This is a genomic window from Maribacter algicola (assembly GCF_003933245.1).
GTDB lineage: Bacteria > Bacteroidota > Bacteroidia > Flavobacteriales > Flavobacteriaceae > Maribacter > Maribacter algicola.
The window spans coordinates 318,795-342,347 of the sequence record NZ_QUSX01000002.1 but is presented as its reverse complement, the minus strand read 5'-3'; the positions used below and the strand labels follow the sequence as shown (position 1 = coordinate 342,347).

At 42.1% G+C, this 23,553-nt stretch carries 17 protein-coding genes; 13 read left to right on the top strand and 4 right to left on the bottom strand.

The genetic code is table 11. The annotated features are described in order from the left end of the window. Positions 1 to 124: 124 nt before the first annotated feature. Genes DZC72_RS10670 through DZC72_RS10660 form a run of 3 tightly spaced genes read left to right on the top strand, consistent with a single transcriptional unit; the run spans position 125 to position 1,649 of the window. A complete protein-coding gene (locus DZC72_RS10670; RefSeq protein WP_125222921.1) occupies positions 125 to 667 on the top strand; it encodes an RNA polymerase sigma factor in 543 nt (180 codons plus the stop codon). Between the two features lie 33 nt (positions 668 to 700). Then, positions 701 to 1,222, top strand: coding sequence for a hypothetical protein (locus tag DZC72_RS10665; protein ID WP_125222920.1), 522 nt, complete (start codon positions 701 to 703; stop codon positions 1,220 to 1,222). Next, the gene (locus DZC72_RS10660) at positions 1,215 to 1,649 is read left to right on the top strand and encodes a hypothetical protein (RefSeq protein ID WP_125222919.1); all 435 of its coding nucleotides are present in this window, start codon (positions 1,215 to 1,217) and stop codon (positions 1,647 to 1,649) included. The genes DZC72_RS10665 and DZC72_RS10660 overlap by 8 nt, the downstream gene beginning before the upstream one ends. 48 nt (positions 1,650 to 1,697) lie before the next feature. Here DZC72_RS10660 and DZC72_RS10655 read toward each other — a convergent pair whose 3' ends face one another. Then, a complete protein-coding gene (locus DZC72_RS10655; RefSeq protein ID WP_125222918.1) occupies positions 1,698 to 2,735 on the bottom strand; it encodes a WD40/YVTN/BNR-like repeat-containing protein in 1,038 nt (345 codons plus the stop codon). A gap of 71 nt (positions 2,736 to 2,806) precedes the next feature. Here DZC72_RS10655 and DZC72_RS10650 point away from each other — a divergent pair, with 71 nt between their 5' ends. After that, positions 2,807 to 4,027 (top strand): RsmB/NOP family class I SAM-dependent RNA methyltransferase, encoded by a 1,221-nt coding sequence (locus DZC72_RS10650; protein WP_125222917.1) that lies wholly within the window; start codon positions 2,807 to 2,809, stop codon positions 4,025 to 4,027. Here DZC72_RS10650 and DZC72_RS10645 read toward each other — a convergent pair. Together DZC72_RS10645 and DZC72_RS10640 are read right to left on the bottom strand one after the other, a co-directional pair. Continuing rightward, positions 4,024 to 4,392, bottom strand: a complete 369-nt coding sequence (locus DZC72_RS10645) for a winged helix-turn-helix transcriptional regulator (RefSeq protein WP_207891743.1) — start codon at positions 4,390 to 4,392, stop codon at positions 4,024 to 4,026. The genes DZC72_RS10650 and DZC72_RS10645 overlap by 4 nt on opposite strands. Positions 4,393 to 4,496: 104 nt before the next feature. Next, positions 4,497 to 6,083 (bottom strand): amidohydrolase, encoded by a 1,587-nt coding sequence (locus DZC72_RS10640; protein ID WP_125222916.1) that lies wholly within the window; start codon positions 6,081 to 6,083, stop codon positions 4,497 to 4,499. Positions 6,084 to 6,247: 164 nt separating this feature from the next. Between DZC72_RS10640 and DZC72_RS10635 the strand changes: the two genes are divergently transcribed. The 9 genes from DZC72_RS10635 (at position 6,248) to DZC72_RS10595 (ending at position 21,676) form a co-directional block, all read left to right on the top strand. Continuing rightward, positions 6,248 to 6,616, top strand: coding sequence for a hypothetical protein (locus tag DZC72_RS10635; RefSeq protein WP_125222915.1), 369 nt, complete (start codon positions 6,248 to 6,250; stop codon positions 6,614 to 6,616). Between the two features lie 113 nt (positions 6,617 to 6,729). Further along, positions 6,730 to 10,422: a phosphoribosylformylglycinamidine synthase gene (purL, locus tag DZC72_RS10630; protein WP_125222914.1), complete on the top strand. Its 3,693-nt coding sequence runs from the start codon at positions 6,730 to 6,732 to the stop codon at positions 10,420 to 10,422. 149 nt (positions 10,423 to 10,571) lie between these two features. Further along, positions 10,572 to 12,344, top strand: a complete 1,773-nt coding sequence (locus DZC72_RS10625; protein ID WP_125222913.1) for an AMP-dependent synthetase/ligase — start codon at positions 10,572 to 10,574, stop codon at positions 12,342 to 12,344. 277 nt (positions 12,345 to 12,621) lie between these two features. Further along, complete coding sequence (locus DZC72_RS10620; protein WP_125222912.1) at positions 12,622 to 13,074, top strand: MarR family winged helix-turn-helix transcriptional regulator; 453 nt, start codon at positions 12,622 to 12,624, stop codon at positions 13,072 to 13,074. 15 nt (positions 13,075 to 13,089) lie between these two features. Further along, complete coding sequence (locus tag DZC72_RS10615) at positions 13,090 to 15,495, top strand: 3-hydroxyacyl-CoA dehydrogenase/enoyl-CoA hydratase family protein (protein ID WP_125222911.1); 2,406 nt, start codon at positions 13,090 to 13,092, stop codon at positions 15,493 to 15,495. A 2-nt stretch (positions 15,496 to 15,497) separates the two neighbouring features. Next, on the top strand, positions 15,498 to 16,688 hold the full coding sequence (locus DZC72_RS10610) for an acetyl-CoA C-acyltransferase (RefSeq protein ID WP_125222910.1): 1,191 nt from the start codon (positions 15,498 to 15,500) through the stop codon (positions 16,686 to 16,688). A gap of 122 nt (positions 16,689 to 16,810) precedes the next feature. Continuing rightward, positions 16,811 to 18,616, top strand: a complete 1,806-nt coding sequence (locus DZC72_RS10605; protein WP_125222909.1) for an acyl-CoA dehydrogenase family protein — start codon at positions 16,811 to 16,813, stop codon at positions 18,614 to 18,616. Positions 18,617 to 18,726: 110 nt separating this feature from the next. Continuing rightward, a complete protein-coding gene (locus tag DZC72_RS10600) occupies positions 18,727 to 20,127 on the top strand; it encodes a S8 family peptidase (RefSeq protein WP_125222908.1) in 1,401 nt (466 codons plus the stop codon). A gap of 97 nt (positions 20,128 to 20,224) precedes the next feature. Next, positions 20,225 to 21,676 (top strand): pyridoxal phosphate-dependent decarboxylase family protein, encoded by a 1,452-nt coding sequence (locus DZC72_RS10595; RefSeq protein ID WP_125222907.1) that lies wholly within the window; start codon positions 20,225 to 20,227, stop codon positions 21,674 to 21,676. Here DZC72_RS10595 and DZC72_RS10590 read toward each other — a convergent pair. Further along, entirely contained in the window at positions 21,663 to 23,468 is a 1,806-nt protein-coding gene (locus tag DZC72_RS10590) for a glycoside hydrolase family 15 protein (RefSeq protein WP_125222906.1), read from the bottom strand. The two genes, DZC72_RS10595 and DZC72_RS10590, sit on opposite strands and share 14 nt — an antisense overlap. Positions 23,469 to 23,553 lie beyond the last annotated feature (85 nt).

The window sequence follows — 23,553 nt, the reverse complement described above, 5'->3', positions numbered from 1 at the left end:
TTTCACTTAAACACCATCTCACTATTTCACTTAACCCCTAACTCCTAACTCCTAACTCCTAACTCCTAACAAACTAAACCTTTTCATAAATTAGTAGTCCAATTACCAAACAAAACAAATTCGGTTGATTGCAGAAGAAACCTTAATAAAGGAATTAAAGGCAAAGGAGACGCAGTCCACCGCCTTTGAAACGCTTGTAAGCAACTACAAGGAACGGCTATATTGGCACATCCGAAGAATTGTCTTGAACCATGATGATGCTGACGATGTATTGCAAAATACCTTCATTAAAGTGTATCGCAATATTGAGGGATTTAAAGGCGAGAGTAAGCTGTTTTCCTGGATGTATAGAATAGCCACCAATGAAGCCCTTAGTTTTTTAAAACAAAAAAGTCTCAAACTGGGAGTTTCGGATGGGGAATATCAAGAACGCATGGTACAAAATTTGCAGGCCGATGTATATTTTGAAGGGGATGAAATTCAGTTAAAGCTACAAAGGGCCATTGCTACCCTACCGGAAAAACAAAAACTGATTTTCAATATGAAGTATTTTGAAGAACTAAAGTATGCTGAAATATCGGAAATCTTGGATACATCGGTAGGCGGATTAAAAGCTTCGTACCATTTGGCGGTAAAAAAGATTGAAAGTTTTCTCAAAGAAGATTAAACCATTTAAACAATTGGGAGTCATAGTAATACGATGAAAAGTAAGAATACAGATAAAAATTCGTTCAATATCCCCAAAGGCTATTTTAATAGCTTTGAGGATAAACTTAAAGACAGGATCTTTAAAGAGGACTCAGGTATTCCTAAAAACGATGGTTTCAGTGTTCCTGAATCTTATTTTGAGCAATTGCAGGCACAATTGACGGCCATTATAGAACAGGAGAAATCGTCGCCCAAAGTTATCCCACTGTATTCCTATAAGAAGTTTTTGGCTATCGCCGCCGCCATTGCAGCCCTTTTGGTTTTAGCCGTTGGCATTAATTGGAACAATGACGACACCTTGAGTTTTACGGATTTGGCCAATTCTGAAATTGAAGCCTATTTTGAAGATACCGAACTAGGTCTATCAAGTGATGAAATTGCTGAAGTACTCCCTGTTGACACTTATGAAATTAATGACTTTGTACAACCGCAATTGACAGAGGATAACCTTTTGGATTATCTCAATGAAAACGTAGAGGATTTTGAAGAATTAAATTTAAAAAACAATGAATAGACTACTCATAGCCGTATTGATATTGTTTACGACCGCAACTTTTGCCCAAGACAAATCGAGGGAAAAGATTAAGGCTCTTAAGGTAGCCTACTTAACGGAACACTTGGAACTTTCCAGCCAAGAGGCACAGGATTTCTGGCCCGTTTACAATGAGTATGAGAAAGAAAGACATGAACTACGCCATAAACAATGGGTAGAAATCAAAAGCAAACTAAAGGACGTAGGAAGTCTAAACGAGGAAGAGGCCCAAAATTTATTGTCGTCCTATCTTAAAATAGAGGAAGAGGAAGAAGAACTGGAAAAGAATTTCCTAAATAAGATCAGTAAGGTAATTTCTGCAAAAAAGACCTTGTTATTAATGCGCTCCGAAGAGGACTTTAAACGGCAGTTGATCAAGCAATACCGTCAAAATAAGGGAGGTCGCTAATGGTGGACTTAAAGATGAACTTAAAAAGGAGCTAAATAGCTCCTTTTTTTAGTTCCTAAAAGTTAGTTTGGCAATACGATTTTTGCCCGCAGCGAAGGCAATACTATCATTAAAAAAACGAAAAGTATAAAACCCCTCATCACTTAGTCGCTGCCAATGGTCACCACTGTCAGACGAGTAGGAAATCCCGGTAAATCCAATGGCCACAATACCCTTTCCATTTGAATTTGGAACAAATTGGATACAACTTTTATACCCTGGATCTTGACCATCCGCTATTAGGCTCCAAGTGACCCCACCATCCAAAGTTTTCATTTTATTTCCCCGATTTACTTCGGGCCGGGTATAATCACCTCCTATGGCAATCCCCAAATCTTGGTCATAAAAATCAATGGAATAAATACCTTGTGTGTCTAAGTCATTCTCCATTGGGGTAGTAATAATTTCCCATGTTTTGCCCTTATCCGTCGAATGATAGATTTTGCCGGTAGTTGTGGCTATCCAAGCCCGATCCCCCATTATTTCAATGTTGGTATTGCTCGCAGCAAAGGCACCTTCTCCTTCCTGCCCCTTAGGAAGTTGGTCACATGATATCTTCTTCCAGGTTTGTCCGCCATCCCTTGTTATAATGATACTCAAACACCCGTCAACGGTATCCCCCACGGCCAAACCTTCCAAATCGTTCCAAAACATCATGGCATCATAAAATACACTTTCGCCAACTTCAGTGTATACCAATTCCATTTTACCACGTTCACCTGTTTTATATAGAAGAGCCGGACTTCCTATGGAAAGCATGAAAAAATCGGAATTCGTATGCGCTACGGCCCTAAAGGAAGGGATTAGGCTGTCATACTTCATGATATTCGTCCGTACTTTTCCAGAGGGAACATCTACAGTTCCGTAAATTCCCCCACTTCCTGCAAAGGCCAAGGTATTCGAATCTAAAAATTCGATGGCCCGAATACTGACCGAATCTTCAAAGACATCCTCTACGGCAACACTTGTAAACAATTGGGGTTTGATCTGGTCACTGCATGAAATGGAAATACAGCATAAGAAAAATAGAACAGTGAAAAGGCGCATTGGTACAAAGTTTCTCAAAAATAAATGGAATCCACTCTAAAACAATACCTTTGCACCCTTAATTTTTTATAATGAGATTGCACAGAAACTTGGTGTTTGCCGTAATAGATGCTTTGAACTTGATATTCAATGAAGGTGAATATGCGGACAAGGTCGTTCAAAAGGTCTTAAAGTTTGACAAACGCTGGGGTTCCCGTGATAGAGGTTTTATCGCCGAAACCACCTACGAAATGGTTCGTTACAAAAGGTTATATGCCGAAATTGCTGAAGTAAAGGCCCCTTTTAGTCGGCCCGATCTATTTCGCATGTGGGCCGTGTGGGCCGTATTGAGCGGAATTAAACTACCGGATTGGAAACAATTGGAACCCACCCCGGAAAGACGCATAAAAGGACGTTTTGACGAATTATCCAAAATTAGAAAATACAGGGAAGCCATTCCAGATTGGATGGATACCCTTTGTGAAAAAGCCTTGGGCGAAAAGTTATGGACCGCGGAGATTGCCAAACTCAATGAACCTGCCGATGTCATTCTAAGAACGAACACCTTAAAAACCACTAAGGAAAAGCTTCGCAAATCGCTTTTGGATGAAGGTATCGTTACCGAACCCATTAAAGGATATCCACTGGCCCTTAGACTCCCCGAGCGGGCCAATGTATTTGTTACCCAAAGTTTTAAGGACGGACTTTTTGAGGTTCAGGATGCCTCCTCCCAATTGGTAGCGGAGCTTTTAGATGTTCAACCTGGGCAACGTGTGGTTGACACCTGTGCAGGTGCTGGTGGAAAATCCCTTCATTTGGCCGCATTGATGGAAAACAAAGGGCAGCTTATTTCCATGGATATCTATGGAAGTAAACTAAAAGAGCTAAAAAGACGCGCCCGAAGAAACGGGGCGCATAATATTGAACCAAGGGAGATTACCTCTTCCAAGGTTTACAAGAAGTTATATGATAGTGCAGATAGGGTTCTTATCGATGCTCCCTGCACCGGGCTTGGGGTTATCCGTAGAAACCCGGATACCAAGTGGAAACTACAGCCGGATTTTTTGGACAAAATCACCAAAACCCAGCAGGAAATCCTTAGAAGTTATAGTAAGATTGTTAAACCAGGTGGGAAACTGGTTTATGCCACTTGTTCTATCCTGCCTCAAGAAAATGTAGAACAGGTAAAGTCCTTTTTAGCGTCTGAAGAAGGAAGTAAATTCTCAATGGTTACCGATAAGAAAATATACGCTTCAAAAAGCGGATTTGACGGCTTTTATATGGCCTTGTTGCAAAAAGATCCCACTGCTTAGCCGAACAAAGGCAACTGTTGGTCTCCTTTAGTATCGGGTTTTTTGCCGGATGGTTTCTCGTTAGGTTTTTGTCCCCATTTTTTCATGGCTTGAACGACCGGCATCAAAGTTTTGCCTTTGGCCGTAATCGAATATTCGACACGTGGTGGGATTTCAGCAAACATCTTGCGTTCCAGGATTTCGGATTTCTCCAATTCCTTTAACTGTTTGCTCAACATTTGTTTGTTGATACCTTCAATATTCTTAAGAAGCGTTGAGAATCGGTTGATTCCCATAGAAACCCTGTAGAGTATAATCGGCTTCCACTTACTTCCTATTTCTTCCATACAAGAAGCTACGGGGCAATATTCGGATGGATTGTTCAAAACTAGTTTAATTAAGCAGTAAACTTTTCTTAGATAGGACCCAAATATAAAACATCGGTCTAAATTATAGACCGATGTTCTTCACTAATTATTCCTAATATTTTCTATTCCTTAAGGGTGGGATATTCAACCCCCAATTGTTCCAAATAGCTGTCAAATTTGGTTTCATCGTAATAATACTTTTGCAATTCATCCCTAAACTGACCTTGCTTATCCGTGTTCAAATAGATCGGAGGCATATCAGTTTCAGCAATCATAGGCTTATACGTAGTTTCCTTTTGTTGCACATTTTTAAAATAATCCCAAGCACCTTCAAGAAGTTCGGGCTTCGTTAAAAAATCCAAGATGGTCATGGCTTCCGCCTTAGCCCCGGCAACTACACCCTTGTGAGCAATTGGAGTAGCCATGGCGATTGCATTGCTCCAATGATGTCCCTGCAATCCCGGAATATTGGAAGGAAAGCGCATGGTCACGGTAGGTACTTTCCACGAAATATCGCCAATATCGTCAGACCCGCCACTTACAGGCTCTTCTACTGGAAGTCCTAATGGATCCAATTCTAGGGGCAAACCTTCTATTTTTTCGGAACCAACCTCTGTTTGTACGGCCTTGGCCAAGGTTTGGTCGGCTTCTGACCATTGCGGAAGTCCCACTTGCTTGATATTATCGTACATGGTTTCCGCAATGACCTTGTTATAATGTCTTGGCCACGCAGTTCCCAGTACTTTAGAGCTCATGGTAGTACCCGTCATCAATGCAGCTCCTTTGGCCATGTCATTGGCCAGATCATACATTTCCATGATACCTTCGTACTTAATATCTCTAAAATAAAACCAAATAGCAGCCTTGGAAGGAACTACGTTGGGCTGATCACCCGCATCGGTAAAGATGGAATGTGATCTTTTCAAGGGATGCAAGTGTTCCCTCTTATAATTCCAGGCAATGTTCATCAACTCCGCAGCATCCAGTGCACTTCTTCCGCGCCATGGGGAACCGGCGGAATGTGCTGCCTCACCTTCAAAGGAATACTCTACGGAAATAAGCCCGGTACCTCTAGTAGGTCCATAGGAAACGCCGAGATTATTACCCACATGGGTAAAAATACACATGTCGATATCATCAAAAAGACCATCTCGCACATACCAAGCTTTTGCGGCAACCAGTTCTTCTGCGATACCTGGCCAAAGAATCAAGGTTCCCCCGATATTTTCCTTTTCCATGATTTCCTTTACGGCCAGGGCCGACATGATATTCAAGGGAATTCCGGCATTGTGGCCTTCACCGTGTCCTGGCGCTCCCTCAACGATGGGTTTGTGATAAGCCACTCCAGGATATTGGGATGCCTTTGGAATACAGTCCACATCGCTGCCCAAAGCGATAACAGGGCCTTCCCCGTTGCTCCATTTCGCGAACCATGAGGTGGGAATGCCGGACAAGGAATGTTCAATTTCAAACCCATTTTCCTGCAATACCCCGGTAAGGTATTTGGAAGATTCCTCTTCTTGAAAGCCAAGCTCGGCAAAACTAAAGATCTTGTCCACCATGACCTGGGCCATTTTTTTATCGGTTTCGATAAGGTCATTGGCCTCCGATTTAAACTTTTCAATCTGTTTTTTGGAATACTTTTTCTGGGCGAAGGTCAGCATGGCACAGGAAAGGCACATGACGAACGTGAATAGTCTTTTTGTCATTTTGGTCGATTTTGATTTAGTTCGTAAAAGGTAGTGAATTATTAAATTGAAGGTTTTAGCCAATACCAATATTTAAAGGATTATTATTTAGAAGGTTGAAATTTCATTTTTTAAAAGTTTTAAAAACGAAAAATGAGATAATTTTAAGGATACCTAATAGCAAAATGAGAAAAATTCCCATTATCGTATTATGCTCCCTACTGTTTTCTTGCGTTTTATTCCTTGAGAATGGCATTGATGTAAAAATCATCAATAATTCCAAAGAAGACATTTCCAATATAGTTGTAAAAACTTCTGAAAACACAGATAGTCTGATTTTCGAACTTTTGAGACCTAAAGAATCCATAACCGGATTTCTAATAATTGAGAACGCTAAGACCGATGGGAGTTATGTATTGATTTATAACAAAGCGGATGGAGAAACAATTGAAACTGTGGGAGGATACTATAGCAACGGAATTTCTTTCTTGGATTTGATGCGTATTGATATACAACAGGATACAACCTTGATTTATTTTGAAGAAAATCCCTAAAATTTGTCAATCTATCAACAATTTCAGTTGAAAACTGTCCCTATAACTATACAGGAAATTAGGGTTAAAATCGTAATTTTGCATTTTCCATTTTGCAAAAGAAACGTACCTATATGATTCACTTTTTTGGAAATCCGACAGCCAAGATTTTTGCCGTCCAAACCACCCAGGAGATTACGCTGGAAAATGAACAGAAATTAACATGGTTGTTTGGAAACCAACCCAAAATAAATGTGGCGTCGCTGGACGCCTTTTTTGTTGGACCCCGTGCGGCCATGATTACACCCTGGAGCACCAATGCCGTGGAAATAACCCAAAATATGGGCATTCCGGGCATTCTTAGGATCGAGGAATTCAACGCCGTGTCCGAGGATTTTTCCGATTTTGACCCTATGCTTTCCCAAAAGTACAAGGGCATAGGTCAGGCTATCTATGATATCAACATACTTCCAGAACCTATTTTGGAAATAGCCGATATTGCCGGTTATAACCAAAAGGAAGGTTTGGCCTTGAGCGATGAGGAAGTCGCCTATTTGGAAGGTCTTTCCAAGAAAATGGGAAGGAAATTGACGGATTCAGAGGTATTCGGTTTTAGTCAGGTAAACTCTGAACATTGTCGGCATAAAATATTCAATGGCACTTTTATAATCGATGGCAAGGAAATGCCATCTAGCCTTTTCAAGCTGATAAAAAAGACGAGCCAGGAAAACCCGAACGATATTGTATCGGCCTACAAGGACAACGTGGCTTTTTTAAAAGGCCCGAAAGCGATACAATTCGCCCCGAAATCGGCTGATAAACCCGATTTCTACGAGGAGCGAGAATTTGAATCCGTATTATCTATAAAAGCCGAAACCCACAATTTTCCAACGACGGTAGAGCCCTTCAACGGTGCGGCCACAGGTTCCGGAGGGGAAATTAGGGACCGCTTGGCCGGTGGTAAGGGTTCTCTTCCTTTGGCAGGAACGGCAGTTTACATGACGGCACTTTCAAGGCTCGAAAATGATAGGAAATGGGAACAAGCCATGCCCGAACGAAAATGGCTATACCAAACCCCTATGGACATTTTGATAAAGGCTTCCAATGGGGCATCGGATTTTGGAAATAAGTTCGGGCAACCGCTAATTGCGGGTTCCGTCCTCACATTCGAACACGATGAAAAAGATTCGGTCCTTGGAGCGGAAGCCAGGAGATTAGGCTATGACAAGGTAATCATGCAAGCCGGTGGAATCGGCTATGGAAAAGCGGAACAGGCCTTGAAAGACACTCCTAACAAAGGGGATAAAATTGTCATTCTTGGTGGTGACAATTACAGGATAGGTATGGGCGGGGCCGCTGTATCTAGCGCGGATACGGGTGAGTTTAGTTCCGCCATCGAATTGAATGCCGTACAACGTTCCAATCCAGAGATGCAAAAACGTGCCGCCAACGCTATTCGAGGTATGGTGGAAAGTGATCAGAATACTATCGTTTCCATTCACGACCACGGTGCCGGAGGCCATTTGAATTGTCTATCGGAATTGGTGGAAGAAACCGGTGGCAAGATAGACTTGGACAAATTGCCCGTAGGCGACCCCACACTTTCAGCCAAGGAACTCATCGGGAATGAATCCCAGGAACGCATGGGACTCGTCATCGGACAAGAAAATGCGGCTCTTTTAAAAAGGATTGCCGATCGCGAACGCTCTCCAATGTACGAGGTTGGCGATGTAACCGGTGATAATCGCTTTACCTTTGAATCCAATACTACGGGAGCCAAACCTATGGACGTGCAGTTAGCTGATATTTTTGGAAGCTCCCCAAAAACGACCATGGTGGATACTTCCATAAAAAGATCCTACAAAGAGCCTGAATATGCACTGGAACATTTTCATGAATATCTAGACCAATTACTGCAATTGGAGGCCGTGGCATGCAAAGATTGGTTGACCAACAAGGTGGACCGTTGCGTAGGAGGCCGTGTTGCAAAACAACAATGTGCCGGTCCCTTGCAATTACCTCTTAACAATGTAGGTGTAATGGCCCTGGACTTTAAAGGGAAAGAAGGTATAGCCACAAGCATAGGCCACTCCCCTATTTCAGGATTGATCGATCCGTCCGCAGGTAGTAAAAATAGTATAGCCGAAGCTTTGACCAACATCATCTGGGCCCCTTTGAAAGACGGATTAAAGTCGATTTCCCTATCCGCAAACTGGATGTGGCCCTGTAAAAATGAAGGTGAAGATGCCCGACTCTACCAAGCCGTACAGGCAGTTTCTGACTTTTCAATCGCACTGGGAATCAACGTTCCTACTGGCAAGGACTCACTTTCCATGAAACAAAAATACAAGGATGGGGATGTAATCGCACCGGGCACCGTAGTTATATCGGCAGCCGCAAGTTGCAACGATATCAAAAAGGTAGTGGAGCCTGTATTGCAAAAAAATGGGGGTTCCATTTACTACATCAACCTTTCCAGGGACGCTTATAAACTAGGTGGTTCTTCGTTTGCCCAAGTACGCAATTCCCTTGGTTCTGAAGCTCCTACCATTCAGAATGACGATTATTTTAAATCGGTTTTCGACCTGATACAAACCTTGATTCAAAACGAGCAAATCCTTGCAGGTCATGATGTTGCGTCGGGCGGGCTTATTACCACATTGTTGGAAATGTGTTTTGCCGATACCCATTTGGGAGCTGAATTGGACCTGACCGATTTGGGGGAAGCAGACACTATAAAACTGCTGTTTTCCGAGAATGCGGGAATTGTATTCCAGCTTCGGGATAACCTAGTAGAAAAATTATTGGTCGATGCCAATATCGACGTAAAGAAAATAGGAACGGTGACCGATACTCCAGAACTGACCATTAAAAATGGCGGTATGGAAATGGGATTGAACATTGCATCGTTACGTGATACTTGGTTCAAGACCTCTTATTTGTTGGACAACAAACAAACGGCCAACGGACTTGCCATGGAACGATATGAAAATTATAAGCACCAACCGTTGAATTATACATTTCCGAATTCAGGGCCCATCAAACTTCCTAGCCGAAACCTGGCCGAAGGAGAGACCAGGCCAAAAGCGGCAATTCTTCGGGAAAAAGGAAGCAATTCCGAGCGTGAAATGGCCAATGCCATGTATTTGGCCGGATTCGATGTGAAGGACGTTCACATGACCGATTTAATTTCAGGCAGGGAAACCTTGGAGGACATCCAATTTTTAGGAGCTGTAGGAGGCTTTTCAAATTCCGATGTTCTGGGAAGTGCCAAAGGTTGGGCGGGAGCGATCAAATACAATGAAAAGGCAAATAAGGTCATCAAGGACTTTTTTGCCAGGCCAGATACCTTATCCGTTGGAATCTGCAACGGATGCCAATTGTTTATGGAATTGGATTTGATAAATCCGGAGCACGATGTACATGGAAAAATGACCTATAATGACTCCCATAAACATGAAAGCAATTTCACCTCTGTAAAGATTGAAGAGAACAACTCTGTCATGCTATCCACTTTGGCGGGCAGCACCTTGGGCGTTTGGATTTCCCATGGAGAGGGCAAGTTTAAATTACCGAAAAACGAAAGCGAGTATACCATTGTTGCAAAATATGGGTATGAAGGCTATCCCGCGAACCCTAATGGCAGCGATTTCAATACGGCCATGCTTTGTGATAAATCGGGCAGGCATTTGGTGACCATGCCGCATATTGAGCGTTCTACCTTTCCGTGGAACTGGGCCTACTATCCAACTGATAGAAAGGATGAAGTTTCCCCTTGGCTGGAGGCTTTTGTGAATGCAAGGAAGTGGGTAACTAGTAATAAATAAGGGAAATAATAATAAATTCTTGAAGGGGCCTTTAAAAAAAGCCCCTTTTGTTTTACCATATTCACAGTTATTAACAAGTAATTTTAAGATAGTCTATTTAGAATACCGAGTTCTTTCACTATTTTGCAAGAAAGTTTTATAAAAAGACTATGCAAAAAGTTACCCGCCTATTCGATTTTCCTTATTATCAATTGGAAAACCATCCTTTGGAAAAATCACTGGTCACCAAATACGATGGAAAATGGATGACTACCTCCACGAAGGAATACATTAAAAAAGCAAATACCATAAGTAGGGGATTATTGAGACTTGGGGTACAACCTAATGATAAAATTGCGATTATCTCCATGACCAATCGCACAGAGTGGAACATTATGGATATTGGCATTTTGCAGTTGGGCGCGCAAACGGTACCCATTTACCCCACCATTTCGGAAGAGGACTACGAATACGTTTTGAACCATTCCGAGGCAACCTATTGTTTTGTTTCCTGTGCAGAAGTGTTGACCAAGGTAAATACCATAAAACCGGAACTAAAACACTTGAAAGGTGTCTATAGTTTCGATACCCTAAAAGATTGTGACAATTGGCAGATAGTATTGGACTTGGGGAAAGACGACACCAACCAACCAGAAGTGGACAAGCGCAAGGAACAGGTCAATGCCCATGACTTGGCTACCTTAATATATACCTCTGGAACCACTGGAAGGCCCAAGGGGGTCATGCTGTCCCATGACAATATTGTTTCCAATGTGATAGCGAGTGAAAAAAGGGTACCCTTCAATGCAGGGGCCAGCGCCTTGAGCTTTCTGCCGGTCTGCCACATTTTTGAACGGATGATTTTATACCTATACCAATATTGTAGTATAGAAATCCACTTTGCCGAAGGCTTGGATAAAATAAGTGACAATATAAAGGAGGTAAGACCAAACGTAATGACGGTCGTGCCAAGATTATTGGAAAAAGTCTATGACGCCATTATCGCAAAGGGAAGCGCTTTGACAGGTATAAAGAAAAAGATCTTCTTTTGGGCGGTATCGATAGGACTTAAGTTTGAACCCTATGGTGCCAATGGTTGGTGGTACGAACAACAGCTAAAATTAGCCAGAAAATTAATATTCAGCAAATGGCAAGAAGGACTTGGTGGTAATCTTACGACCATGGTTTCAGGAAGTGCCGCCCTTCAACCAAGGTTGAGCCGAGTGTTTGGAGCGGCCGGAATTCCTGTAATGGAAGGATACGGACTTACGGAAACCTCGCCGGTGATTTCGGTTAACCAGGAAAAAGGAGGTGGATGGAAAATTGGTTCCGTGGGCAAAATCATCGATAAGGTAGAAGTGAAAATTGCGGACGACGGCGAAATTCTTTGCAAAGGTCCCAATGTAATGTTGGGCTATTACAAGGAACCTGAAAAAACCGATGAAGTATTGAAAAATGGCTATTTCCATACAGGTGACATTGGTGAAATAGATGCCGATGGTTTTCTACGGATTACGGACCGAAAAAAGGAAATGTTCAAAACCTCCGGGGGTAAGTATGTGGCACCGCAATTATTGGAAAACCGATTCAAACAATCCCGATTCATAGAACAGATCATGGTAGTGGGCGAAGGAGAAAAAATGCCCGCAGCACTGATTCAACCAGATTTTGCCTACCTCCACGATTGGGCCGCAAAAAAAGGATTGACCATTCCAGAGAATTCGGATATCATACTAAATCCTGTGGTGTTGGAACAATACCAGACCGAGGTGGACTTGGCCAATGAGCAGTTCGCCAAATGGGAAAAAGTAAAACAATTTAAGCTTACACCAGATGTTTGGAGCATTGAAGGCGGACACCTCACCCCTACCATGAAACTAAGAAGGAAAATCGTTAAGGAAAAGTACATTGACCTGTATAACGAAATTTACGGACATCAATAGTCAAGAAAGAAATCAACTTTGGTTTGACCATTTAAAAAAAATGGAAGAAATGAAACTGAATTACTTCGTTCCATCCTTAATTAGTCTAATATACATAGTAATGATGCTGACCGTCAATTCTTTGATGAGAAACGAATTGTAAAACCGTACTTAGGAATAGTTCTAAAACATTGTTTTTTAGAGACAAGAATTTACACCGCTAGAAAAAAACATTTTCATAAATTTATTATGCATGCATAATAAATTTTTATATATTTGGTAACCAACTAAAAACCTTATGAAGGAAGTTACCATTGATTACGCCCTTCGTGCTACTTGGCAGGCAGTAGCTAGAATGTACAATGAGGAAGCAAAAAACTTTGAAACTACAATGGCTATTGGCTTTACTTTATTGAGCATTGACCCCAAAACGGGTACACCTTCTACTTCTTTGGGTCCAAAAATGGGAATGGAAGCCACGAGTTTATCCAGAATATTAAAAAGTATGGAAGAAAAAGGTATGATCGAGAGAAAACCGAATCCCTCTGACGGCCGTGGCGTGTTGATCCACCTAACGAATTACGGACTGGAAAAAAGAAAGGATTCTAAAGATGTAGTATTGAGATTTAACGAAGTGGTCAAAAACCATGTATCTGAAGAAAAGTTAAAGCACTTCTTTGAAGTAACCGAGACTATCAATAAACTCATAGTGGATAAAAAGATTTACATAAAAAACGCATCAACTAAATAATACATCTTTAGTGAAATGAACAAACATATTAAAAAAGTAGCAGTCATTGGTTCGGGCATTATGGGAAGCGGTATCGCTTGTCATTTTGCCAATATTGGAGTGGAAGTTTTACTCTTGGATATTGTTCCAAGGGAACTTAATGACGTGGAAAAGGCAAAAGGACTTACCTTGGAGGACAAAGCAGTTCGCAACAGATTGGTGAACGACTCCTTGGCATCGGCATTAAAATCGAAGCCCTCCCCCATTTACCATCAAAAGTTCGCCGATAGAATTACCACCGGAAATTTAGAGGACGATATTTCCAAGGTAGGTAAAGTCGATTGGATTATTGAGGTGGTTGTGGAGCGTTTGGACATCAAAAAGCAAGTTTTTGAAAACCTTGAAAAGTACCGTACTCCGGGAACGCTTATTACCTCGAATACTTCAGGGATTCCCATAAAATTTATGAGCGAAGGAAGAAGTGAGGATTTTCAAAAGCACTTTTGCGGCACCCACTTTTTTAACCCAGCCCGATATTTAAAACTTTTTGAGATTATCCCGGGACCAAAGACACTTCCAGAAGTATTGGAATTTCTAAATGGATACGGGGAAAGGTTCTTGGGAAAAACCTCCGTAATCGCAAAAGATACACCCGCATTTATTGGGAACAGGGTGGGTATCTTCAGTATCCAAAGTCTTTTCCATATGGTTAAGGAATTGGACATGACAGTAGAGGAAGTGGATAAATTGACGGGGCCGGTAATCGGCCGACCAAAATCCGCCACTTTTAGAACAGTGGACGTAGTAGGCCTAGACACTTTGGTACACGTTGCAAATGGAATTTCGGAAAATTGTAAGAAGGACGAGAGACACGAACTTTTTGCCCTCCCGGATTTCATCAAGACAATGATGGAAAATAAATGGCTAGGCAGCAAAACGGGCCAAGGTTTTTACAAAAAAGTACAGGATGATAAAGGCAAAAGTGAAATTTTGACCTTGGACTTAAACACGATGGACTATCGGTCCAAGAAAAGTGCAAAATTCGGAACTTTGGAATTGACCAAGACCATAGACAAGGTGGTGGACAGATTCCCGATTTTGGTATCCGGAAAAGATAAGGCAGGAGAATTTTACCGAAAGAGTTTTGGGCAGTTGTTCGCCTACGTTTCACACCGTATTCCAGAGATATCGGACGAATTATATAAGATAGACGATGCCATGAAAGCCGGATTTGGATGGGAACACGGCCCATTCCAAATTTGGGATGCCGTAGGCTTGGACAAAGGTCTTGATTTCATTGCCTCCGAAAACCAAACGGCGGCTACTTGGGTGCATGAAATGAAGGAATCAGGAATTAATTCCTTTTACAGTGTGAAGGAAGGCAACACCTATTATTATGATATTCCCAAAAAAGAAATGGTCAAGGTTCCCGGTCAGGATGCCTTTATCATTTTAGATAATATCAGAAAAAGTAAAGAAGTTTTCAAAAATAGCGGTGTCGTAATAGAAGATTTGGGGGATGGAATCCTTAATTGCGAGTTCCAGTCCAAAATGAACACGATTGGCGGCGATGTTTTGGCCGGACTAAATAAAGCCATCGACCTAGCCGAAAAGGACTTTCAAGGACTGGTTATTGGTAACCAGGCCGCAAATTTCTCTGTCGGGGCCAATATAGGAATGATTTTTATGATGGCCGTTGAACAAGAGTATGATGAGCTGAACATGGCCATAAAAATGTTCCAGGACACAATGATGCGCATGCGTTATTCTGCCATACCTACTGTTTCTGCACCTCATGGCATGACCTTAGGAGGTGGCTGTGAATTGTCGCTACACGCGGATAAGGTCGTAGCAGCTGCGGAGACATACATTGGTCTTGTGGAATTTGGTGTGGGTGTTATTCCAGGCGGTGGCGGATCCAAGGAGTTTGCCATGAGAGCATCTGATTCCTTCAGAAAAGGTGATGTGGAATTGAACGTTCTGCAGGAATATTTCCTGACCATTGGAATGGCCAAGGTATCGACTTCTGCCTATGAGGCTTACGATTTGGGCATCCTTCAGCATGGAAAGGATATTGTGGTGGTGAACAAAGACCGACAAATAGCGACCGCTAAGGAATATGCCAAGTTAATGGCGGAATCCGGCTACACACAACCAACAAAGAGAAAAGACGTAAAAGTATTAGGCAAACAAGCTTTGGGCATGTTCCTAGTGGGAACGGATTCCATGGAGGCCAGCCATTATATTAGTGAACACGATAAAAAAATCGCCAACAAGCTAGCTTATGTCATGGCGGGTGGGGATTTATCGGAACCAACCATGGTTACTGAACAGTACTTGTTGGATTTGGAACGTGAAGCCTTCCTTTCCCTTTGTACCGAAAGAAAAACCTTGGAACGTATTCAACACATGTTAAAAACTGGTAAACCACTAAGAAATTAAAAATGAGAACAGCATACATAGTAAAAGGATATAGAACCGCGGTAGGAAAGGCGCCCAAAGGCGTATTCCGATTCAAAAGAACGGATGAACTGGCAGCAGAGACCATCCAATATATGATGAAGGAATTACCCGGTCTCGACAAAAAAAGAATCGATGATGTCATTGTAGGCAACGCTATGCCTGAAGGATCACAAGGACTCAATATGGCAAGGCTGATTTCACTCATGGGCTTGGACATAGTCGATGTTCCAGGAGTTACGGTCAACCGTTTTTGTTCTTCCGGGATAGAAACCATAGGGATTGCCACGGCCAAAATCCAATCGGGAATGGCAGATTGCATCATTGCTGGAGGTGCGGAAAGTATGAGTGCCGTACCCATGACCGGATATAAGACCGAACTCAACTATGATTTGGTAAAATCCGGACACGAAGACTACTATTGGGGCATGGGAAATACCGCTGAGGCCGTTGCCAGGGAATTTAAAGTCTCAAGGGAGGACCAAGATGAGTTTGCCTATAATTCCCATATGAAAGCCTTAAAGGCCCAAGCGGAAAATCGGTTTCAAGACCAAATCGTTCCCATTGAAGTCGAGCAAACCTATGTGGATGAAAATGGAAAAAAAGCCACTAAAAAATATACGGTAACCAAGGATGAAGGTCCTCGAAAAGGAACTTCATTGGAAGCATTGGCAAAATTACGTCCTGTATTTGCTGCAGATGGAAGTGTGACAGCCGGAAACTCGTCCCAGATGAGTGACGGAGCCGCCTTCGTCATGGTCATGAGCGAGGAAATGGTAAAAGAACTGAACTTGGAGCCCATTGCACGATTGGTAAACTATGCTGCGGCCGGTGTTCCTCCAAGAATTATGGGTATTGGTCCGGTAGCTGCAGTACCCAAAGCCTTGAAACAGGCCGGTTTAAAACAGGAAGATGTAGAATTAATTGAATTGAACGAAGCCTTTGCATCACAATCCATTGCCGTGATACGAGAATTGAAGTTAAATCCTGATATCGTAAACGTAAACGGCGGGGCCATTGCATTAGGCCACCCGTTAGGCTGTACTGGGGCAAAACTATCGGTTCAGCTTTTTGATGAAATGCGTAAAAGGAATATGCAGGGCAAATACGGTATGGTCACCATGTGCGTGGGTACCGGTCAAGGTGCCGCGGGCATTTATGAGTTTTTGAATTAAAAAAACCCGCTAAATCTCCACCAAAGGGTGAGACTTATTTGGGAATCGAAATAGATAAAAATTGTTTAACTAATAAAATTACCTGACATTTTTCTCTCCTTTGGAGAGATTGGGAGAGGCTTATGGAAACAAAAGATAAAGAAATACTAAGAGGTGGTCAATTTCTGGTAAAGGAAACGGATTGTGAAGACATTTTCACATTAGAAGACCTCAACGAAGAGCAAAAAATGATGCGCGAAAGCACCAAAGAGTTTGTTGATCGCAAGCTTTGGGCACATTGGGAGCGTTTTGAAAAAAAGGACTATGCCTATACGGAAGAGTGCATGCGCGAAGCTGGTGAACTGGGGCTCTTGAGCATCGCCGTTCCGGAAAAATACGATGGAATGGGCATGGGCTTCGTCTCAACCATGTTGGTATGCGATTATATATCCGGAGCTACTGGATCTTTCAGCACGGCCTTTGGAGCTCATACCGGTATCGGTACTATGCCAATAACCCTATATGGAACGGAAGAGCAAAAACAGAAGTACGTACCAAAATTAGCCACGGGAGAATGGTTCGGCGCCTATTGTTTAACGGAACCAGGCGCGGGATCGGATGCCAACTCTGGTAAAACAAAAGCGGTACTATCCGATGACGGGAAATATTATAGCATCACAGGACAAAAAATGTGGATTTCCAATGCCGGATTCTGCAATCTTTTCATCGTTTTTGCCAGAATAGGGGACGATAAGAACATCACCGGTTTTATTGTTGAAAATGACCCAAGTAATGGTATCACATTAGGGGACGAGGAGAAAAAACTGGGCATCCACTCCTCCTCTACCCGTCAGGTATTCTTTAATGAAACCAAGGTGCCCGTTGAAAATATGTTATCAGAGCGCGGAAACGGCTTTAAAATTGCCATGAACGCCTTGAACGTTGGCCGTATTAAACTGGCAGCTGCTTGTTTGGAGGCCCAAAGACGGGTCATAAACGAGGCCACAAAATATGCCAATGAACGAATCCAGTTCAAAGTACCGATTATTAGCTTTGGCGCCATTAAGGCAAAGATTGCGGATATGGCCACCAATGCCTATGTGGATGAATCCGCTTGTTATCGCGCAGCCAAGAATATAGAGGATAGAATCGCCATTCGGGAAGCAGAAGGTAATTCCCATCAAGAGGCAGAACTTAAAGGTGTGGAGGAATATGCAATAGAATGTTCCATTTTAAAAGTAGCGGTTTCCGAACATGTTCAGCATACTACGGATGAGGGTATACAGATTTTTGGAGGAATGGGCTTCAGTGCCGATACTCCTATGGAATCCGCTTGGCGTGATGCACGGATTGCAAGAATCTACGAAGGTACCAATGAAATAAATCGTATGCTTTCCGTGGGCATGCTGATCAAAAAGGCCATGAAAGGTCATGTAGACCTTTTGGGACCCGCCACAGCGGTTGGTGAGGAACTTATGGGCATACCTTCTTTTGACACGCCGGATTTTTCAGAATTGTTCGCCGAGGAAAAGGATTTATTAAAACGATTGAAAAAAGTATTCTTGATGGTTGCCGGTAGTGCCGTTCAGAAATTTGGTCCTGACCTTGAGGAGCATCAGCAATTATTGATGGCCGCATCGGATATATTGATACAAGTCTATCTTGCGGAGTCGGCATTATTAAGAACCGAAAAAAATGCAAAACGTTTTGGCGAGGAGGCACAGGCGACACAAATTGCCATGTCCAAACTCTATTTGTATCGAGCTACGGAAATCGTCATTCAGAAAGGGAAGGAAGCTATTGTTTCCTTTGCCGAAGGTGATGAGCAACGTATGATGCTCATGGGGCTTAAACGTTTTACAAAATATACCAATAACCCAAATGTAGTGGCTTTACGTACACAAATTGCGGATAAAGTTGCTGCAGATCAGGGTTACACCTTTGACTAATTCAGATTGCCCTTTTGTTTTGTTAGACAGAAGAAAAACCGCTCCAAATGGAGCGGTTTTAATTTAATATTTATTTAACTTAAGGCCACTAACTAAAATTAAAACTGAAAATGAAAAAAATGTATTTAATGAACAGAAAGACCATTTGGTCAATCATCCTTGGAGCAACTATTTTAGCTTCCTGTACATCGGAATTTGAAACTAATGAAACCGAGGAATTAAAGGCCATTTCGGCCAAAGCCAGTTTCAAAAAGGACTTCATGGTAATTTTGAAAAGCGAGGAGATTCCTGATGGATTTTTAGCTGAATTGGAAAGTATGGGAGCGACACTAAAATCTTCCATACCGGAAATTGGAGTGGCGGTTATAAGCTCTACTGAAAAAATTAACTCAAAAATTAGTAGCTTAAGTGATGTAAGGTCTATTGTTCCTGATTTGAATGTACAATGGATAACCCCTGATTTATATCCTCAAGCTTCCCCACTTAGTATAGGTAGTGATGAACTTTATTTTCCATTACTATGGGGAATGGACGCCATTGATGCTCCAGAGGCTTGGAATACAGGACAAACTGGAACAGGTGTGCGTGTAGCAGTATTGGATTCCGGTATAGATGCCGAACACGAGGATTTGTCCGCCAATTTAAATACCAGTTTAAGTGCATCGTTCATCCCAGGTGAAGATTGGAACGTAAGAGAAGGTTCCTTTTTCAATCATGGTAGCCACGTTGCAGGTACTATCGCAGCTGCGGATAACGGCATCGGAGTAATTGGTGTTGCTCCCAACGCTGAAATTGTAGCCGTAAAAGTGTTATCGGAATACTCTGGCTCCGGCCCATTTAGTAGCATTAATGCAGGTATTGTCTATGCGACCTTGATAGATTCAGACGTTATCAATATGAGCCTAGGAGCCGTTTTTAATAAAAATGGATTCATTACTCTTGAAGATGGTTCCGTCATTAAAGTACCTGGAAAACTAATATCGGAAATTAGGATTGCACAACAACGAGCGATAGATTTTGCTTATAAAAATGGAGTAACTGTTGTTGTTTCCGCTGGAAATGGCGGTTCCAATTTTGATGGAAACGGTTCAGCTATAGGTTTGCCGGCGAGTCTAAATAATGTTATTTCTGTATCCGCCACCGCTCCTTTAAGTTGGATTGAAAACCCAACTGGTGATCTAGATCTTCCAGCAAGCTACACGGATTACGGGAAAAGCCATATTACCGTTTCTGCACCTGGAGGGGATTTTGATAGCCCAAGTGATTTTTGGTTTTATGATATGGTTTTGAGTACCAGTCCTGGAGGTTATTTCTTTAGTGCGGGAACTAGTATGGCCTCACCACATGTGGCTGGTGTAGCAGCTTTGATAATCGGAAAAAATGGAGGATCCATGGCGCCACATGAAGTTACCAAAAAATTGGTGAATACAGCTGATAAAATAGATGGCAACGGAGTAAGTCTCTATCACGGCGAAGGTAGGGTAAATGCTTACCGAGCTGTAACCGAATAGCCTGAATATTAAATTTATTAAAAAGGCCGTTCAAGTTGAACGGCCTTTTTTTGAACTTGATATTGTGAGACTGAAGGGAACAAATTACATTTAACTCATGGATAAAAATCTCCTTGCTAAAGTTTATTCCCCTTTGAATTTTCAAAAAAGGGGCTATCAGTTAATTGATGAGCTAACAGCCCATTTGGATGATAAACTAAATGAAAAGTCGGAAAAAGCCATTAATTGGAACGATCCAGAAGAAGAACTGAAGTTCTGGAAGGATTTTTTGAAGAATGGTGATGAAAACGACCTTTTTAAGACGATAACAGAGCGTACAACCTATGTACACCATCCCCACTACATAGGACATCAGGTGAGTCCCGCTGCTCCCATAACAGCATTAACGGGTATGATCAGTTCTCTTTTAAATAATGGGATGGCCGTCTATGAAATGGGTATGTCACCAAGTGCCATTGAACGTGTGGTAACAGATTTACTATGTGAACGGATAGGTTGGAATGCCGATGCCCGAGGTTTTCTGACCTCCGGCGGGACCTTGGCGAATCTCACAGCGCTCTTAACGGCGCGAAAAGCTATATTGAACGAAGATGTTTGGAATGCAGGAACGAGCAGTGCTCTAGGTATTATGGTGAGCGAGGAAGCTCATTACTGTGTGGACAGAGCGGCCAGAATTATGGGCTTGGGCGAAAAAGGCATCATAAAAATTCCGTGTGGCGAATCCTTCCAAATGGATATATCCGTTTTGGAAGAAAAATATAAAGAAGCCAAAGCAAAGGGAATTACCATCTTTGCCATTGTGGGAAGTGCTCCTTCCACGGCAACGGGAATGTTCGATAATCTTAAAGCTATTGGTCAATTTGCAAAAAAATACAACGTGTGGTTCCATGTGGACGGTGCCCATGGTGGTGCGGGGATTTTCTCAAAAAAATACAAACACACCCTTAAAGGAATCGAAAATGCCGATTCTGTGGTAATTGACGGACACAAAATGATGATGTTGCCAACGATAACCACTGCCCTACTCCTAAAAAATGGAATGTATGCCAATGCCACCTTTAGCCAAAAGGCGGACTATCTCCTCACAGATTCAGACCATGAGGATTGGTACAATTCAGGGAAGAGAACCTTTGAATGTACAAAGACCATGATGAGCATCCATTGGTATACTATGCTCAAATACTATGGCGAAGCGGTTTTTGATGCCTACGTAACCCAATTGTATGATATGGGTGCATCCTTTGGTGATATAATTGAACATCACGCTTCATTTCATTTGGCCGTAACGCCTATGGCCAATATTGTATGTTTTCGATTTGTCGATTCAAATTTGTCACAAATACAATTGAACGAATTAAATGCCAAAATACGGCACCAACTATTGGAAGATGGTGAATTCTACATAGTGCAGACCAAGTTACGCGGTTGGCACTATTTACGGGTCACAGTAATGAACCCTTTCACCACAACGGACCATTTTCAAAAACTGCTGGACAAGATAGTTTCATTGGCAGAGAAATCGGTTTCCTCTAAAACTACAGTTTGTTAATCGATGCCATTACTTGCTCCTCGCTTTCCTGTCTGGAAAAGTTAATGGCACATTCAATTAAGGCCAAATGTGAATAGGCTTGGGGAAAATTACCAAGCAATCTTTTGGTCTTAAAATCAATATCTTCACTAAAGAGACCTAAATGATTACTGTAGGACAAAAGGGTGTCAAAGTGCTTCATCGCCTTTTCCGTTTCCCCTATTTTGAAAAGGCTGTTGATAAACCAAAAAGTGCAAATGGTAAATGAGGAAGAGGGCAGGCCAAAGTCATCTTCATTTTTATATCGATATAATAAACCATCATTACTAAGTTCCCGTTCAACAGCATGTACCGTACTTACGAACTTAGGATCTTTGGCATGGATAAATCCGTAGGATTCCATCAACAGGACCGAAGCATCCATATCCGGTGAACCATAGGATTGGGTAAAGGCGTTGACTTCCGGATTCCAAGCATTGGCGTGGATATCGTTTTTAATCTCCTGCTCCAATTGAGTCCATTTTTCCAGTTTATGGGTCTTTCTGAACAATCTGGCTACCTTGATGGCCCTATCAATGGCGACCCAACACAATACTTTTGAAAAAGTAAAGTGTCTATCCTCTGTCCTAAATTCCCAAATACCCTTATCCGCCTCCTTCCAGTGATGGGAAACGATCCATACGATTCCTTTGGTAATGCCCCATAAATCCTCACCGTTTTCCGTATCATTACTATACTTTGAAAGTTGCTCATAAATAACATCCATCAAAATGCCATAGATATCATTTTGCCGTTGTTTGTAGGCCGCATTCCCAATTCGTACCGGTTTGGAACCTTTATAGCCCGCTAAATGGTCCAAGGTACGTTCCGTTAACTTTTTCTCCTTGTTAATGCCATACATAATCTGTAGTTTCTCATCCTTATCTGGAATGAGATCTACGATAAATTGCAGATATCTCTTGGCAACATTCCTATGCCCCAGTTCACCGATCACCTTAATGGCCATGGAAGCATCCCGTATCCAGCAAAAACGGTAATCCCAGTTACGGACCTCCCCTATCGTTTCCGGTAACGAGGTCGTGGCTGCGGCCAGAACCGCTCCCGATTTGTCATAGGTCAAGAGTTTAAGGGTGATGGCACTTCTACTGATTTGGGAATTGTACTTTCTATAGTTAGGAGTCTTACTGCTCCAATTCAACCAATACACCTTGGTTCGTTCCAATTCGGTGTACATCTTTCGAACCGTAGGTTGGAACAATTTTTCGTTATACCCCAATAGAAAATAGCCGTCCTCTGTTATCTCCAATTCCCTTCCATCAACTACGGCATTTTTATTAAATGAGGTATACAGAAAACAGGTATCGAACTTTTCTCCATGGGTAAGACTTACTACAAAGTTCTTTTTGACATAGGTATCCGTTTTACCATGGGCATATTCCAATTTGGGGTTAAAGCATACCTTAAACTTAGGTTTACCGCTTACATGTTTAATGTATCTGATTAGCTCGGGAGGTGAATTATAACCGCCTTCAGCCTTCCTGTAGCGGGGCATAAAATCGCGAATTTCAAAAACGTCGTCTCCACAAGAGAATTTGGTTATTAAAACAGCGGTATGCTTTTTATAACGCTGCTCTATGATATAGGAATCATCTACCAGAATTTCAAAACTACCTCCCTTTTCCTCATCCAGTAACTTTGCAAATAACGATGAAGAGTCAAATTCAGGCAAACAGCACCAATCTATGGAGCCTCTTTTTGATACTAATGCAGCACTTCTACAATTTCCTATTATTCCGTAGTCTAAGTTATTCATTCCCTAAAAATCTTGATTCATTTGGGCATTCAATTGCTATTGCCCATCTTTTTCCCGAAATTGAGAGAAATTAAATTCATTTCAA

Bases quoted from the DNA above. Each gene is read 5' to 3' on its own strand.
- DZC72_RS10665 (WP_125222920.1), top strand. From the start codon at position 701: ATGAAAAGTAAGAATACAGATAAAAATTCGTTCAATATCCCCAAAGGC.
- DZC72_RS10660 (WP_125222919.1), top strand. From the start codon at position 1,215: ATGAATAGACTACTCATAGCCGTATTGATATTGTTTACGACCGCAACT.
- DZC72_RS10655 (WP_125222918.1), bottom strand. From the start codon at position 2,735: ATGCGCCTTTTCACTGTTCTATTTTTCTTATGCTGTATTTCCATTTCA.
- DZC72_RS10650 (WP_125222917.1), top strand. From the start codon at position 2,807: ATGAGATTGCACAGAAACTTGGTGTTTGCCGTAATAGATGCTTTGAAC.
- DZC72_RS10640 (WP_125222916.1), bottom strand. From the start codon at position 6,083: ATGACAAAAAGACTATTCACGTTCGTCATGTGCCTTTCCTGTGCCATG.
- DZC72_RS10635 (WP_125222915.1), top strand. From the start codon at position 6,248: ATGAGAAAAATTCCCATTATCGTATTATGCTCCCTACTGTTTTCTTGC.
- purL (WP_125222914.1), top strand. From the start codon at position 6,730: ATGATTCACTTTTTTGGAAATCCGACAGCCAAGATTTTTGCCGTCCAA.
- DZC72_RS10625 (WP_125222913.1), top strand. From the start codon at position 10,572: ATGCAAAAAGTTACCCGCCTATTCGATTTTCCTTATTATCAATTGGAA.
- DZC72_RS10620 (WP_125222912.1), top strand. From the start codon at position 12,622: ATGAAGGAAGTTACCATTGATTACGCCCTTCGTGCTACTTGGCAGGCA.
- DZC72_RS10615 (WP_125222911.1), top strand. From the start codon at position 13,090: ATGAACAAACATATTAAAAAAGTAGCAGTCATTGGTTCGGGCATTATG.
- DZC72_RS10610 (WP_125222910.1), top strand. From the start codon at position 15,498: ATGAGAACAGCATACATAGTAAAAGGATATAGAACCGCGGTAGGAAAG.
- DZC72_RS10605 (WP_125222909.1), top strand. From the start codon at position 16,811: ATGGAAACAAAAGATAAAGAAATACTAAGAGGTGGTCAATTTCTGGTA.
- DZC72_RS10600 (WP_125222908.1), top strand. From the start codon at position 18,727: ATGAAAAAAATGTATTTAATGAACAGAAAGACCATTTGGTCAATCATC.
- DZC72_RS10595 (WP_125222907.1), top strand. From the start codon at position 20,225: ATGGATAAAAATCTCCTTGCTAAAGTTTATTCCCCTTTGAATTTTCAA.
- DZC72_RS10590 (WP_125222906.1), bottom strand. From the start codon at position 23,468: ATGAATAACTTAGACTACGGAATAATAGGAAATTGTAGAAGTGCTGCA.